The organism is Rothia sp. HMSC061E04, assembly GCF_001813685.1.
GTDB classification, from domain to species: Bacteria; Actinomycetota; Actinomycetes; order Actinomycetales; family Micrococcaceae; genus Rothia; species Rothia mucilaginosa.
In genome coordinates this window covers 184,399-198,777 of record NZ_KV813697.1, presented here as the reverse complement: position 1 = coordinate 198,777, position 14,379 = coordinate 184,399, and the positions used below count along the sequence as shown (strand labels likewise).

The 14,379-nt window shown below is 58.0% G+C and carries 14 protein-coding genes; 2 read left to right on the top strand and 12 right to left on the bottom strand.

The annotated features are described in order from the left end of the window. Window positions 1-524 precede the first annotated feature (524 nt). The 9 genes from rlmB to HMPREF2927_RS02845 form a co-directional block, all read right to left on the bottom strand. Window positions 525-1,511, bottom strand: coding sequence for a 23S rRNA (guanosine(2251)-2'-O)-methyltransferase RlmB (gene rlmB, locus HMPREF2927_RS02885; protein WP_005509305.1), 987 nt, complete (start codon window positions 1,509-1,511; stop codon window positions 525-527). 95 nt (window positions 1,512-1,606) lie between these two features. Further along, window positions 1,607-3,025, bottom strand: coding sequence for a cysteine--tRNA ligase (gene cysS, locus HMPREF2927_RS02880; RefSeq protein WP_070685336.1), 1,419 nt, complete (start codon window positions 3,023-3,025; stop codon window positions 1,607-1,609). Window positions 3,026-3,107: 82 nt separating this feature from the next. Beyond that, window positions 3,108-3,590: a 2-C-methyl-D-erythritol 2,4-cyclodiphosphate synthase gene (gene ispF, locus HMPREF2927_RS02875; RefSeq protein WP_199774568.1), complete on the bottom strand. Its 483-nt coding sequence runs from the start codon at window positions 3,588-3,590 to the stop codon at window positions 3,108-3,110. 73 nt (window positions 3,591-3,663) lie between these two features. After that, a complete protein-coding gene (ispD, locus tag HMPREF2927_RS02870; protein WP_049357734.1) occupies window positions 3,664-4,407 on the bottom strand; it encodes a 2-C-methyl-D-erythritol 4-phosphate cytidylyltransferase in 744 nt (247 codons plus the stop codon). A 15-nt stretch (window positions 4,408-4,422) separates the two neighbouring features. Continuing rightward, window positions 4,423-5,106: a response regulator transcription factor gene (locus HMPREF2927_RS02865; protein WP_070685332.1), complete on the bottom strand. Its 684-nt coding sequence runs from the start codon at window positions 5,104-5,106 to the stop codon at window positions 4,423-4,425. Between the two features lie 41 nt (window positions 5,107-5,147). Further along, window positions 5,148-6,290 (bottom strand): sensor histidine kinase, encoded by a 1,143-nt coding sequence (locus HMPREF2927_RS02860; protein WP_012904157.1) that lies wholly within the window; start codon window positions 6,288-6,290, stop codon window positions 5,148-5,150. A gap of 166 nt (window positions 6,291-6,456) precedes the next feature. Continuing rightward, on the bottom strand, window positions 6,457-7,194 hold the full coding sequence (locus tag HMPREF2927_RS02855) for a phosphoglyceromutase (RefSeq protein WP_070685330.1): 738 nt from the start codon (window positions 7,192-7,194) through the stop codon (window positions 6,457-6,459). A 219-nt stretch (window positions 7,195-7,413) separates the two neighbouring features. Next, complete coding sequence (locus HMPREF2927_RS02850) at window positions 7,414-7,731, bottom strand: DUF2516 family protein (protein WP_005507153.1); 318 nt, start codon at window positions 7,729-7,731, stop codon at window positions 7,414-7,416. 48 nt (window positions 7,732-7,779) lie between these two features. Further along, window positions 7,780-8,982, bottom strand: coding sequence for a trans-sulfuration enzyme family protein (locus HMPREF2927_RS02845; RefSeq protein WP_070685328.1), 1,203 nt, complete (start codon window positions 8,980-8,982; stop codon window positions 7,780-7,782). Between the two features lie 159 nt (window positions 8,983-9,141). Here HMPREF2927_RS02845 and tmk point away from each other — a divergent pair, with 159 nt between their 5' ends. Together tmk and HMPREF2927_RS02835 are read left to right on the top strand one after the other, a co-directional pair. Further along, complete coding sequence (tmk, locus tag HMPREF2927_RS02840) at window positions 9,142-9,858, top strand: dTMP kinase (RefSeq protein WP_083311152.1); 717 nt, start codon at window positions 9,142-9,144, stop codon at window positions 9,856-9,858. Continuing rightward, entirely contained in the window at window positions 9,855-10,997 is a 1,143-nt protein-coding gene (locus HMPREF2927_RS02835) for a DNA polymerase III subunit delta' (protein WP_070685326.1), read from the top strand. Before tmk ends, HMPREF2927_RS02835 begins: the two co-directional genes overlap by 4 nt. 131 nt (window positions 10,998-11,128) lie before the next feature. On the opposite strand, the gene HMPREF2927_RS02830 is transcribed toward HMPREF2927_RS02835, so the two are convergent. The 3 genes from HMPREF2927_RS02830 to manA form a co-directional block, all read right to left on the bottom strand. Then, window positions 11,129-12,484 (bottom strand): PFL family protein, encoded by a 1,356-nt coding sequence (locus HMPREF2927_RS02830; protein ID WP_070685324.1) that lies wholly within the window; start codon window positions 12,482-12,484, stop codon window positions 11,129-11,131. Between the two features lie 10 nt (window positions 12,485-12,494). Next, window positions 12,495-12,764, bottom strand: a complete 270-nt coding sequence (locus tag HMPREF2927_RS02825) for an ACT domain-containing protein (RefSeq protein ID WP_070685322.1) — start codon at window positions 12,762-12,764, stop codon at window positions 12,495-12,497. 298 nt (window positions 12,765-13,062) lie between these two features. Further along, entirely contained in the window at window positions 13,063-14,250 is a 1,188-nt protein-coding gene (gene manA / locus HMPREF2927_RS02820; protein WP_070685321.1) for a mannose-6-phosphate isomerase, class I, read from the bottom strand. Between the last annotated feature and the right edge of the window lie 129 nt (window positions 14,251-14,379).

Here is a 14,379-nt window from a genome sequence, read left to right as displayed (position 1 = left end):
GCCGAAATGGGTCTGCAACCCGAAATAGGGTGAAATGGGACACAAACATGGGGTTTTAGGTTCATTCTGACTTGAACAGAGTACTAAAACACCTAGTCAACGCAGGATAAGCCTCCCAAAAGTTCTTTGAAAAAAGTTTAAAAACCTTCAAAAGACCCCGAAAAACCTGCAGAAGCGCCCTAAAGAGCCCATATAGAAGGGCAGAAGATCCTCTCAGCATCAAGAAGATAGGAAGAGAAGACGGGAAGAAAAGATGGGAAGAGGGGCTCCGCCCCTCCCCCCATCTCTGTATCACCGCATCTCTGTATTTCATACCGCCGTATTTCTGTACCGCTGCGCCTCCCTATTCTGTACCTCTTCTGTACCTCCCAGTTCTGCAGCCTCCCTATATATGAGCGCCTATATATGGGGAGAGCACAGAAGAGCACAGATAAGGAGGGCACCCCTCACGGGGGCGCCCTCCTTATTCAAGCTATAGGGTTCAAGCTACAGAGCTCAGCCCGTAGCTCGCTAGCTTCAAAACTCTAGTTCGCGGAAGCGCGACGACGAGAAACATCGTACAGAGTGATGCCCACAGCCATCGCCGCATTCAAAGACTCCATCGCAGAATCAATCGGAATCGACACAATCTGATCGCAGTTCTCAGTCACCAGGCGGGACAGGCCCTTACCCTCAGAACCAACCACCACGCACAGCGGCTCATTCGCAAGCTCCAGAGCCGGCAGCTCAATATCGCCACCGCCATCCAGACCAATCACGAAAATACCCTGCTCCTTAGCCTGCTGAATCACGCGAGTCAGGTTAGTCGCCATCGCAACAGGAATACGAGCAGCCGCACCAGCACTAGTCTTCCACGCACCAGCAGTCACAGCAGCCGAACGACGCTCAGGAATAATCACGCCATCACCGCTAAACGCGGACACACTACGAATAATCGCACCCAGGTTACGCGGATCAGTAATACCGTCCAAAGCAACAAACAGCGGCGGAGTCGACAGCTTACCCGAGTGCCAACGCTCCATAGTATCCAGCACCAAATCAGTCGCATCCGGGTACTTGTACGGCGGAATCTGCATCGCAACACCCTGATGCACAGAACCATCAGTCAAACGATCCAGCTCGCTACGCGGAATCTCCAGCATCGGAATATTGCGCTTATTCGCAATAGTCATAATCTCGCGAACACGGTCATCAACCTCAACACGGCTCATGATGTACAAGTGCTTCGAGGGAATCTCAGTACGCAGAGCCTCAAGCACCGCATTACGACCAGTCACCAGCTCATCGCTAGCACGCTTACCGCCCAGACGAGTCTGGAACTTACGGTTCGTACCGGTAGCAGCACGACGCTCAGCCGCACGCTTCATCTTATGCGCCTTGTGATAAACGCGGTCCTCAGCCTTCGGAGTAGGACCCTTACCCTCAAGCGCCTTACGACCGTGACCGCCAGTGCCCTTAGTAGCACCCTTCTTCTTGGTGGTAGCGCCCGGGCGCGAACCTGCCTTAGCCATTCTTCTCTTCCTTCGTCAAAGTAATGAATACGAGTCTACGCGAGAGAAACCCGCGCGACCTAAGCCTTACGCACAAACGCGGGGCACATCACCCTCTAGCCAACGCTCCAGCTCGAACCATTCGCGCCATCCTTCACCTGCACACCAGCAGACGCCAACAGATCACGCATCGCATCAGCCTTCGCCCAATCCTTCTGAGCACGAGCATCAGCACGCTCCGCCAACACAGCCTGAATAAGCGCATCCAGAGCCTCATGCTCAGCACCCGAAGTGCCCTCAGCATTAAAGCTCATCAGCTGCGCCAGGCCCAGAACCTCAGCCATAGCCATCACAGCATTCGCCGCCTCCGAAGCATCCTCACCGGCAGCAAGCGCCGCATTACCCGCACGAGTCTGCTCATGCAGAACCGCGAGAGCACGCGGAATATTCACGTCATCATCCATAGCCTCAGCAAAAGCCTCCGGAACCTCACGACCCGGCTTCAGCACTTCCTGAGTTGCAGCAAGGAACGCCTCAACACGCTCAATAGCGGTTGCCGCCTCCTGCAGAGACGACGGACGGTAATCAAGAATCGAACGGTAATGCGCACTACCGAGGTAGTAGCGAACCACCAGCGGACGAGCCATCTGCAGCATCTGCGCCGGCGAAATCGTATTACCGATAGACTTCGACATCTTCTCACCCTCATAGGTGACCATGCCGTTATGCATCCAGAAGTTCGCGAAATCATCGCCAGCAGCAGTCGACTGCGCCAGCTCATTCTCATGGTGCGGGAAACGCAAATCCAAACCGCCACCGTGAATATCGAAACGCGAACCCAAATACTTACCAGCCATCGCCGAGCACTCCAGGTGCCAGCCCGGACGGCCGCGACCCCACGGAGACTCCCACGAAGCAGTTAGCGGCTCGCCCTCCTTATAACCCTTCCACAGGGCAAAATCGCGAGGGTCACGCTTACCGCGCGGATCAGCATCCGCAGAATCCAGCATATCCTCAACGCTCTGATTCGTCAGCGCACCATATTTAGCCCACGAACGCACATCAAAATACACGTCACCAGAATCATCCAGCGCAGGATACGCGTGGCCACGATCAATCAGACGCTGAATCAGAGCAAACATCTCCGGAATATGACCGGTCGCACGCGGCTCATACGTCGGCGGATCAATACCCAACGCCGCATACGCCTGAGCAAAAACCTTCTCAAAACGGTACGCGAGCGCCCACCACTGCTCATTCGGGAACTCACCCTCAAAACCGGGCTCCATAGAATCAGCAGACTTCGCCAAAATCTTGTCATCAATATCAGTAACATTGCGGACCGTCGTCACCTTCAAACCGCGGTAACGCATCCAACGGCTCAACTGGTCAAAAACCAACGCCGAACGGATATGGCCCAGATGCGGTTCACCCTGCACCGTAGCACCACAATAATAGATACGCGCCTCACCGGGCACGACGGGCTCAAACTCGCGAATAGTCGCGGAAGCTGAATCATAAAAACGCATAGTCACACTCTCATTCTACGGGGTCGGCTCAGACGCCGGGGCGGTAAATCAGCGATAGGTTACAGAATGGCTCGAAGCAGCCAAACACCTACGAACGCGGGTACACCAGCGCCGTCGCAATAGCAGCCACGCCCTCGCCGCGGCCCGTCAAACCCAGACCGTCAGTAGTCGTCGCAATCACCGTCACCGGAGCACCCGCCGCCTCGCTCAGCACGTGGTTCGCCTCATCACGGCGCGGAGAGAACTTCGGGCGGTTACCCACCAGCTGAACGCTCACATTACCAATCTCAAAACCAGCAGCACGCACAATCGCCGCAGCCTCAGAAAGAATACGAACACCCGAAGCGCCCTTCATATCCGGGCGGTCCACACCAAAATTAGAGCCCAAATCCCCCGTGCCGGAGGCGGCAAAAAGAGCATCCGCGGCAGCATGAGCCACCACATCGCCATCAGAATGGCCGCTCAAACCACGCTCGCCCGGCCAATGCAGACCAGCAATATACAGAGGAGTGCCCTCCTCACCAAAAGCATGGACATCAACACCGGTACCAACACGAGGAATAACAGTCATCACAGGACCCTTCAATCGATCAAACATCTTCTCAGCAGCAACACCTCGGCAAAAGAGGCATTAGGCGGCAGGGTTAGGCAGCAGAATCACCAAACAGCGCGCGAGCAACCCGCAAATCCATCGGAGTCGTCACCTTAAACGCATCCGCATCACCGGCAACCGTCAACACCGGCTCACCCGCCGCCTCCATCGCCATCGCATCATCAGTCAGCAACTCAGCCTCCTCAGCAGGCAGGGAACGGCTCCGCTCATGCGCCGCCAACAGAGCAGCCACCTCAAAACCCTGAGGAGTCTGCACCGCACGCATCTGCGCACGCGAAGGAGTACCCGTCACCAAACCAGCAGAATCCACGGTCTTCACCGTATCCACCACCGGCAACACAGGAATCACCGCACGCACAACACCCTGCGGGCTCTCAGACCCTAAACCCTCAAGCACGCGGTGATACACCTGCGGCGGAGTAAAAGCACGAGCGCAATCATGAATCAGCACATAATCCACCGGAACTTGCGCATCCTTCAAAGCATCCAACGCCGCAACCACCGAAGCCGTACGCGTATCACCGCCGGCAGTAATCAACGCACCGGCACGGCGGGCATCCTCCAAAAGCTCCGGGCAACTCGCCGAACAATCAGCAGGAACAGTCACCACCACATGCTCAGCAACACCCGAAGCGAGCGCACCCTCCAACGCATAATCCAGCAGGGTACGACCATGAACACGCACAGCAGCCTTCGGGATCGGCTCACCCAGGCGAGTACCCGAACCAGCTGCCAAAACAATCACGGCAGTATTCGCCGCAGAAGCAGAACTCATCAGTCTCAAGCCCGTCTACGCCTCGAACTTATAGCCCAAGCCGCGAACCGTCACCACATACTGCGGGGCAGAAGAATCCGGCTCAATCTTCGAACGCAGACGCTTAATGTGCACGTCCAGGGTCTTCGTATCACCCACATAGTCGGCGCCCCACACGCGCTCAATCAGCTGGCCACGAGTCATCACACGACCCACATTGCGCAGCAGAATCTCCAGGAGCTCAAACTCCTTCAGCGGCATAGAAATCTCTTCACCATTAACCGTCACCACATGGCGGTCAATGTCCATACGCACCGGGCCGCCCTGCTGCACCGACTCAGTAGCAGAATCAGTCTCCGCCGAACGACGACGCAACACCGCACGGATACGAGCAATCAGCTCACGCGCAGAATACGGCTTCGTCACATAGTCATCAGCACCCAGCTCCAGACCCAGCACCTTATCCAGCTCAGAATCCTTAGCGGTCAGCATGATAATCGGGACCGAAGACACCTCACGCAGCTTACGGCACACCTCCATACCGGACATGCCCGGAAGCATCACATCCAGCAGCACCAAATCCGCGCCCTCGCGGTCGAACACCGGCAGAGCATCCAGACCGTTGTCCACAACAATCGTCTGGAAACCCTCACGACCCAGCAAAAACGCAAGGGGATCCGAGAGGGCCTCTTCGTCCTCAACAATCAGAATTTTAGACATCAATAACTTCCTTCGATTCCATAAAACCTATACCGCTAACACTACACTGCGGCCGGAGGCTCATTCAGCGGCAACGCCAACGTAAACGTCGAGCCCTCCTGCGGCATCGACCGAACCGTCACGCTACCACCGTGCTGAGTCATCACATGCTTCACAATGCTCAAGCCCAAACCAGTGCCGCCCGTCTGACGCGAACGAGCCGGATCGACCCGGTAAAAACGCTCAAAAATACGTTTCTGCTCGTCTTCCGGGATACCCACGCCCTGATCAGCAACCTCAACCAGCAGCTGATCAGCCACACGGTGCACCCAAATATCCACCTTTGTATGCTCCGGCGAATAACGCACCGCGTTCTCCACCAGGTTCTGCACAGCAATACCGAGTAGCTCGGCGTCACCGTACACCTCGGGGACCTCCTCGATGCGGGTAGAAATCTGAATGTCCTTCTCCTCAGCCACAATATGCGAACGATCCACCGCATCAGCCACCAAAGAAGGCACCGACACCGGACCACCACGCGCAATCACATCGGTCGACTGCAGACGCGAAAGCTCAATAATGTCACGCACCAGCGCAGACAGGCGGCGAGTCTCCTTATGCAGACGACCCACAAAATACTCAATCGCCTCCGGATCATCACTCGCCTGCTCAATAGCCTCAGCCAGCAGACTCACCGCACCCACCGGAGTCTTCAACTCATGCGACACATTCGCCACAAAATCATTACGCATACGCTGCACACGAGAAATTTCAGTGCGGTCATCAGCGAGCACCAGAATGTACTCGTCCCCCAGCGAAGCAACACGCACATCCAAGACCAGCGCCTCACCCTCACCGCGGTCAATCTCAAAAGTACGTTCCGCAAAAATACCGCGATGACGCACCGTGCGAATCATATCCGCCAACTCATCAGACGCCACAGTATGACCACGCACCAAACCCATCGCATACGCACCCGGAGAAGCCTGAACCACGCCGCCCACTTCATCAATCACCAGGTAGGCGCGACCAATCACAGCAAGCACCTGAGCGGCACCATCACGCAGCGCCGGCGCCGACACCAAACTACGCTCCTGCTCCCGCTCACTACGCGCCACCGCATTCATGCTCAGGACGCCCACCAGCAGACCTATCATGCCCGCAATAAAGGCGATCAGACCGGCATCCATGTACTTCCCTTCCATTCGGGTACCCCATAAGTATAAATGTGGCGGATACCCAGCACTCAGACGAGCGCCCGTCTTCTCAGGCAGGCTCCTCGTACAGAAACCTGCCGAGAACGCAATGAGCCGCCCACCTCAACGGTGGACGGCTCATCACAATGACAGGGGTGAAACCCTGCCGGAGGTATTACTTACCCTGGTTTGCTACGGCAGCAATAGCGTCCTTAGCAGCCTCGGGGTCCAGGTACTCGCCGGGCTTGACGGGCTGGAAGTTCTCATCCAACTCGTAGTACAGCGGAATACCGGTGGGGATGTTCAGGGCAGCAATGTCTTCATCGGAAATGCCCTCGAGGTGCTTGACCAGCGAACGCAGGGAGTTACCGTGTGCAGCAACCAGAACGGTCTTGCCTGCTGCGAGGTCGGGCTTGATGTCCGACTCCCAGTAGGGAAGCATACGGCCCAGAACGTCCTTCAGGCACTCGGTGCGAGGAGCGTTCTCAACATCCGCGTAGCGGGGGTCGTTTGCCTGCGAGTAGGGGTCGTTGTCATCCAGCGGGGGCGGCGGAACGTCGTAGGAACGACGCCAAGTCATGAACTTCTCGTCACCGTATTCCTCGCGAATCTCGGACTTGTTCTTACCCTGCAGAGCACCGTAGTGACGCTCGTTCAGGCGCCAGGTGCGCTTGACGGGAATCCACAGACGGTCTGCTGCATCCAGTGCAAGGTTTGCGGTGTTGATTGCGCGACGCTGCAGGGAGGTGTGAACAACATCGGGGAGGATGTTGCGCTCTGCCAGCAGCTCGCCGCCGCGCTTAGCCTCAGCACGGCCCTTATCGGTCAGGTTAACGTCCACCCAGCCGGTGAACAGGTTCTTCTCGTTCCACTCGGACTGGCCGTGGCGCAGGAGTACTAGTTTGTAAGTCATACCTCTATTTTTTCATTTACCCGCCGGTTTGTCATGCCTCAAGGGCTAGAAAGTATGCATTCTCCCAAAATTTTATAAGGGTCTTTTTTACCAGAACGAAAGGCTCAAAACCCCGCCAGAAAAGGGAAAAGCCCCGCACACCATCCGATCGGGACAAACCCGTCAGACAGCGCACGAGGCTTCACCATCTATCGCTCAAAGCGAGCGCACAAGCTAACGCTAGAAACGGCGGCGGCCCACCGAAGGCCACACACCAGCCAAGAACACGCAGCTAATCACAGCAGCAACCAGCTGAAGAATCAGCACAGTATTACCGCCGCCAGTCACCGCAGCAAAAACGCTAAACAGCGACACTGCAGCAGAACCACCGGTCAAAGCCAGCCACGTGTTCTTCGGGCGCTTACCGGCAAAATCGTACGCGTTCGCCGGAGACATCCACGCACGCACAAAAGCCAGCACACCAACCGCAGCACCAGCGATAGCCAGCAGCGTATCAACAAAAGTGGTCACATACCAGACCAGCAGAATAGGAGACATAGTATTCCTTAGAATCAGCAGCTTCTCTAGACAACCCTAGCAAAGCGCTTAGCGGACAACCTTAAAGGCCTCAACCAAGTCATTGTAAAGGTCATCCACGTTCTCAATACCCACCGACAGGCGCAGCAGGGATTCCGGAATCGAATCCGGCTCGTTACCGTGGCGACGACGACGCTCCACCAGAGACTCCACGCCGCCCAGAGAGGTTGCCGGAGTCCACAGCTTCAACGCCTCCACAACGTTACGGGCACCCGTAGCGTCCGTATCAAGAGTGACGCACAAAATCGCACCGAAACCATCCATCTGCTTCTTCGCAACCTCATGACCGCGGTCGCTCTCCAGACCCGGGTAACGCACCTCAGTCACGAAGGGGTGCTCGCTCAAACGCTCTGCGAGAACCTGCGCGTTCTCTACAGCACGCTCCACACGCAGTGCCAGAGTGCGCAGACCGCGCAAACCAAGCCACGCCTCCACCGGACCGGGGATTGCGCCGTTGGTGATGCGGTGGTGACGCATCGCCTTGTACAGATCCTCGTTCGAGGTCAGAGCCATACCCAGCAGCACATCAGAGTGGCCCGCAAGGAACTTCGTCGCGGAGTGAACCACCACGTCTGCGCCCAAATCCAGGGGACGCTGCAGAATCGGGGTTGCGAAGGTGTTATCCACCGCGGTCACAATGCCCAGGCGGCGAGCAGCAGAAAGCAGGGCAGGCAGGTCAGCAACCTCAAGCATCGGATTCGTGGGGCTCTCCAGCCACGCCAGAACCTTCGGGGCCGAATAGTTCACGTTCTCCGGGGTCACGCCGGTGCGGGATGCGGCATCCTCCATAGCGGCGATAACGCTCTCGGTGTCTTCAATGTCCACGCGAACGAGCTCAATGATGCCGCGGCGCTCCAAATCCTTGCACAATGTCACCGACGCCATGTATGCGTGCTTCGGAATCAGAACAATGGAGCCAACCGGCACCAGGTCGATGACAGCAGCGACAGCAGCCATACCGGAGGGGAACAGCAGACCCGGCTGGGAAGCGTTCTCCAGCTTCGCCACAACCTCTTCCATGCCCTCCCAGGTGGGGTTCGAGAAGCGGGCGTACACGCGGTCCTGCTCAATATTGACGGCGTCCACACCACGGTAGGTGGAAGAAAGAACGATCGGAGGGTTCACCGGCGCGTCATGCTCGTGTGCCGGGCGGCCGCCAGAGACGACGAAGGTCTCTGCGGAGTAATTCATGTCGTGGTTATCTGCACTCATGTCTTTAAGCCTGGCACACCCGCGCCCAGAACGCACGCCCGCGCAGGTGACGGCGCGCAGGATTTACATGTTTTTTACCTTGATACGCACTCAATCCCACGCGGAGGTATCACCAAAACCGCACTGATGCAGCTAAGAGACCCGGTACCCTTAAAGGTGATGGATACTCTCAGTTACACCCCCGATGCACAGAATCTTCCCGCCGACCCGAACGGTCGCCGCGGGCTTTTTATCGTGGTCGAAGGAGGCGACGGCGCCGGCAAAACCACCCAGCTCGCCCTGCTGAATGAAGCGCTCAGCGCCCGCGGATACCGTGTCATCACCACCCGCGAACCCGGCGGCACCGAGATTGGTGAAAAGCTGCGCGCCCTCGTCCTGGAAGCGGGTCAGGGCACTATTGACGACCGCACCGAGGCGCTAATCTTTGCGGCATCCCGCGCGGCTCACGCCTCCCAGCTGATTCGCCCGGCGCTCGCTGAGGGCGCCATCGTGCTCAGTGACCGCTATATTGATTCTTCTGCCGCGTACCAGGGTGTCGGCCGTGAGCTGGGTATTGAAACCATCGTCGAGTTGAGCCGCTGGGCCACCGCCGATCTGGTACCCGATGCGACCCTATTGCTGAGTGTGCCATTGAGCGCCGAGCAGGAGCGCATGGACCAGCGTGGCACCGTCGACCGTATTGAGGCTGAAGGCGCGGCGTTCAAGGCACGCATTCACGGTGCGTTTGAGCAGATCGCCCACGAGGACGCTAACGGTTCGCACCGCATCATTGATGGTGTGGGCACGATTGAGCAGGTTCACGCGCGCGTGCTCGAGGTGATTGAGCCTCTGCTTGCCGCTCGCGAGCTGGTCCGCACCGGTAAGGAGGACTCATGAGCCTCTGGGATACCCTGCTGATTCCTGCCGATAAGCTCCAGCAGCTACGCACGGATGCCGCCGCCGACCGCCCCACGCACGCTTGGCTTTTCACGGGCGCGACCGGTACGCCTCACCGTGAGGCTGCAAAAATTTTCGCTGCCGCGCTACTGTGCGAGCAGCCCGACCCGCAGAACCGCGGATGCGGTCAGTGCAAGGGCTGCATGACCGTCATGAACGGTTCGCACGCAGATTTTACGCACTTTAGTACCGAGGCGACGCACATCAGCATTGATGAGGCACGCGAGCTGGTCATGAAGGCTCAGGACCGCCCGACCGTGGGTCGCTGGCGCGTGATTCTGGTGGAGGACACCGATCGCATGCCGGAGCGTACCTCCAATGTGTTGTTGAAGGCGATTGAGGAGCCGCCACCGCATACGATTTGGTTGTTGACGGCGCCCTCCCCCACCGATGTGCTGGTGACGATTCGTTCGCGGTGCCGTCCGGTGCAGTTGCCGGTTCCCACTGATGCGCAGGTGCACGAGTATTTGTTGGTGCACGGTGTGGTGGATCCTTTGGCGCAGCGTGCGGCGCGTCTGGCTCTGGGTGATGCGCAGGAGGGGTACCGTTTGGCGACCGATGAGCAGGCGATGGCTCGTCGGGAGTTGATTACCTCCCTGGTTCTGAATGTTCGTTCTATTTCTTCGGCTTTCAATGCAGCTGAGAAGCTCACCGACCTTGCCGACCAGGACGCACAGGCCGTCTCCGATCTCAAGGATGAGCAGGAACGCCAGGAGCTTCTGGCTCTGCTGGGTATTCGCGAGGGTGAGCGTGTTTCTCCGTCCTTGCGAGCGCAGGTTCGCCGTCTGGAGGAGCAGCAGAAACGCCGCGCTAAGCGCGTTTCATCCGATACGCTGTTGCGTTCCGTGGCGCAGGTTCAGACGATTCTGCGTGATGCGTTGACGGTGACTCTGTTGGCGCAGGCTCCGCTGGTCAATGAGCATTTGCGTGAGCCTCTGGAAGCGTTCTGCACCCGCCGTTCCGCCCAGCAGTTGCTGGAGGATGTACAGGCGGTCGAGCTGACTCTGCGTCGTCTGCGGACGAACGCGAATGCGCGTTTGGCGCTTGAGGCGTTGATGAGCCGCTTCGTGTATCAGTAGGTTCTTGGTAGCTCATACAGCGAAAAAGGGGAGGCGCCGAAGAGATGATTTTCGGTGCCTCCCATTTTTCTGTTGGTTCTCAGCGCCCCTAGAGCTTAGTTGAGGATTCGAGCTTAGTTACGGAATCAAGCTTAGTTGCGGAAACCGTGAACCGGCGACGGAATACGACCGCAGCGGGCGATGAACGCCTCCGCGCTGGGGGTGTGGGTGGGCATGACGGGTGCGCGACCGAGCAGGCCACCAAATTCGACCATGTCACCTACGCCCAGGCCGACCGCCGGGATGACGCGGACCGCGGTGGTCTTGTGGTTCATCACGCCGATTGCTGCCTCGTCTGCAATCATTGCGGAGAGGGTGGCGGCGGGGGTGTCGCCGGGGACCGCGACCATGTCCAGGCCAACGGAGCAGATGGCGGTCATCGCTTCGAGCTTGTCCAAGGTGATCTGTCCGGCGGCTGCGGATTCAATCATGCCGATGTCCTCAGAGATCGGGATGAAGGAACCGGAGAGACCACCGACGTTCGAGCACGCCATGAGGCCGCCCTTCTTCACCGCATCGTTGAGCAATGCGAGGGCTGCGACGGTGCCGTGGGTACCGACGGTTTCCAGACCCATCTCTTCGAGGATGTGCGCGACCGAGTCGCCAATCTCTGCGGTGGGTGCCAGGGAGAGGTCAATAATGTTGAAGGGTACGCCCAGACGCTCGGAGGCGAGGGTACCGACCAGCTGGCCGACGCGGGTAATCTTGAAGGCTGCCTTTTTGATTTCTTCGGCGCAGGTGTCGAAGGATTCGCCGCGGACCTTCTGCAGGGCGCGGTGTACCACGCCGGGGCCGGAGACGCCTACGGAGATGGTGGTGTCTGCTTCCTGCACGCCGTGGAATGCACCCGCCATGAAGGGGTTGTCGCTGACGGCGTTCGCGAAGACGACGAGCTTGGCGCAACCGAAGCCGTGTGCGTCCGCGGTCAGGTCTGCGGTGGCGCGGATGGTTTCGCCCATGAGTTTGACGGCGCTCATGTTGATGCCGGCACGGGAGGATCCGATGTCTACGGAGGAGCAGACCACGTCGGTTTCTGCGAGCGCTCGCGGAATGGAGCGAATCAGCTTTTCGTCGGCGGGGGTCATGCCCTTATCGACGAGGGCGCTAAAGCCTCCGACGAAGTTCACGCCGACTGCCTTAGCTGCCGCTTCGAGGGTGCGGGCGAATTCTACGTAGTCCTCATCGTTGGAGGCGCCTGCCACCAGCGCGATGGGGGTGACGGCGATGCGCTTGTTGACGATCGGGATGCCGAGCTCAGCTTCGATACCTTCGCAGACGCTGACGAGGTTTGCGGCGCGGCTGGTGATCTTGTCGTAGATTTTGCGACGGGCTACCTCACCGTCAGAATCGGCGCAGTCGAGCAGGGAGATGCCCATGGTGACGGTGCGAATGTCGAGCTTCTGCTCCTCGATCATTCGAAGGGTTTCTAGAATGTTGGTGTTGCGCATAAGTGGAGCCTTAGATGGAGTGCATTGCCTTGAAGATGGATTCTGCCTGAATGCGAATCTGGACCTTCTGTTCGTGCTCGACACCAATCATGGCTTCCTGCAGGTCGATGAGGTTCTGCTGCTCTTCGTCGAAGGAGCAGTGCATGATCATGGTGAAGTATTCGCCCATGATGGTCTGGGAGACGTCAAGGACGTTGACCTTGCGCTCGGCGAGGGTTGCGGTCACGGTGGCGATGATGCCTTCGTGGTCGATGCCTGTGACGGTGAGGATAATCTTCACGGTGTTCTCCTAGTGGTTTGGGGCTGCGTACCCAATGAAGAGGCGCATAAAGGCACAGGTATACGCATATTTATAAGAGCAATTATAGGTTACCCAGAACACACTGTGTAAGGTAGACACAAAAATATCCCCTGCATCCCATATTCGGGGCATAAAAAATCCACGCCTTCCCGGTCTGAATAAATACAGGGAAGAACGTGGATTCTTAATTATGTGCCAGTCTTGAAGTATCTTTCGACACTCCTTATATCTGGCTAGTTATAACTGTCTAGAAGTTTTAGTTATCGAGGATTATTTCCTAAACATAAGAAGCGATATACAGCTCGCCGTTACCGCTCAGGGTTGCCGCCGAGGGCTCACCCACGTGCAGTACCGACTCGGTGGCGCCCAGAACAAACTCTTCGGTGCCGTTGCCGTCTGCTGCGTGAATAGTAATTTTGCCGGATACGCTCAGCGCGGCGCTAATGCCCTCGAAGGTGTATTCCTGCGGCTTGCCCTCTTCAACGCGGATGCGGGTCACGCTCATGCGTTCGTCCCACATGGCGTAGGTGCCGATGGGTGCGTTCTCGGGGGTGGGACGCTGAATGACGGGGGCGTCCTGGCTTTCGCCGAGAACCTTAATGAGCTCCTCGGTGTCGATGTGCTTTGCGGTCAGGCCCGCGCGCATCACGTTATCGGAGGGGTTCATCAGCTCAATAGCGGTACCGGAGACGTAGGCGTGTACCTGACCGTCGGGGGTGAAGGCGGATTCGCCCGGTGCCAGGTGAACCAAGTTCATGACGAAGGCGACGAGCAGACCGCGGTCGCCGGGGTACTTGCCGGCAACAATCTGCACGAGCTCAGCTGCGTCAGCGATGAGTGCGTTGTCGGAGCCGGTCAGCTGTGCTGCCGCCTCGACAAGCTGCTCAACAGCTGCGGTGGCGGTCTCTTCGGGCATGCGGATAATCTCGGTCAGCAGCTGCTTGGGGGTGAGATCCACACGCTCTGCCAGCCAGTCGGCCTTGAACGCCTCAGCCAGCTCTGCCAGCTGCTCGGAGGTGCGCACACCGGTGAGCACGCGCATCTGGGTCAGGGCGATGACGGTTTCAGGCTTGGAGTAGCGGTCCTTGTAGTTGCGGTGCGGCGCATCAATCGCGATGCCGCGTGCCTGCTCATCCTCGAAGCCGGCAATAGCCTGCTCGGGGGTGGGGTGCACCTGAATCGACAGGGGGGCGTCAATCGCAAGGATTTTAAAGAGGAAGGGGAACCAGTCGGAGGTACGGTCCGGGCGCAAGAAACGGGAGGGCTCAGCCTGGATCAGCTCGTTGAGCGGGGACTCGGTGCCGTCAACGGTCGCACGGGAGGGCGCAGCCGGATGCGCTCCAACCCACACCTCAGCCTCGGGCTGTTCGGTGGGGACAGGCACGCCACGCATGCGTCCAAGAATTTCGCGGGAACCCCACGCATAATTCTGAATCTGGTTCTTTAGGGGAAAAATCTCACCCATAGGGGAAAATACCTCTCAACGTGAGTTGTTCGAAGCAAGTGACGTGATAAAAAACCCATACATTCAGCAGAATTTATGAGGTTTTACCTGCCCATTATAGAGGCTAGTTGCACTTCTTTACCGCTAAAA

Coding starts and splice junctions, on each gene's coding strand:
- tmk (WP_083311152.1), top strand. CDS start 9,142: ATGGATACTCTCAGTTACACCCCCGATGCACAGAATCTTCCCGCCGAC.
- HMPREF2927_RS02865 (WP_070685332.1), bottom strand. CDS start 5,106: ATGTCTAAAATTCTGATTGTTGAGGACGAAGAGGCCCTCTCGGATCCC.
- HMPREF2927_RS02850 (WP_005507153.1), bottom strand. CDS start 7,731: ATGTCTCCTATTCTGCTGGTCTGGTATGTGACCACTTTTGTTGATACG.
- ispF (WP_199774568.1), bottom strand. CDS start 3,590: ATGACTGTTATTCCTCGTGTTGGTACCGGTGTTGATGTCCATGCTTTT.
- HMPREF2927_RS02830 (WP_070685324.1), bottom strand. CDS start 12,484: ATGCGCAACACCAACATTCTAGAAACCCTTCGAATGATCGAGGAGCAG.
- ispD (WP_049357734.1), bottom strand. CDS start 4,407: ATGAGTTCTGCTTCTGCGGCGAATACTGCCGTGATTGTTTTGGCAGCT.
- HMPREF2927_RS02855 (WP_070685330.1), bottom strand. CDS start 7,194: ATGACTTACAAACTAGTACTCCTGCGCCACGGCCAGTCCGAGTGGAAC.
- manA (WP_070685321.1), bottom strand. CDS start 14,250: ATGGGTGAGATTTTTCCCCTAAAGAACCAGATTCAGAATTATGCGTGG.
- HMPREF2927_RS02845 (WP_070685328.1), bottom strand. CDS start 8,982: ATGAGTGCAGATAACCACGACATGAATTACTCCGCAGAGACCTTCGTC.
- HMPREF2927_RS02860 (WP_012904157.1), bottom strand. CDS start 6,290: ATGGAAGGGAAGTACATGGATGCCGGTCTGATCGCCTTTATTGCGGGC.
- HMPREF2927_RS02835 (WP_070685326.1), top strand. CDS start 9,855: ATGAGCCTCTGGGATACCCTGCTGATTCCTGCCGATAAGCTCCAGCAG.
- rlmB (WP_005509305.1), bottom strand. CDS start 1,511: ATGGCTAAGGCAGGTTCGCGCCCGGGCGCTACCACCAAGAAGAAGGGT.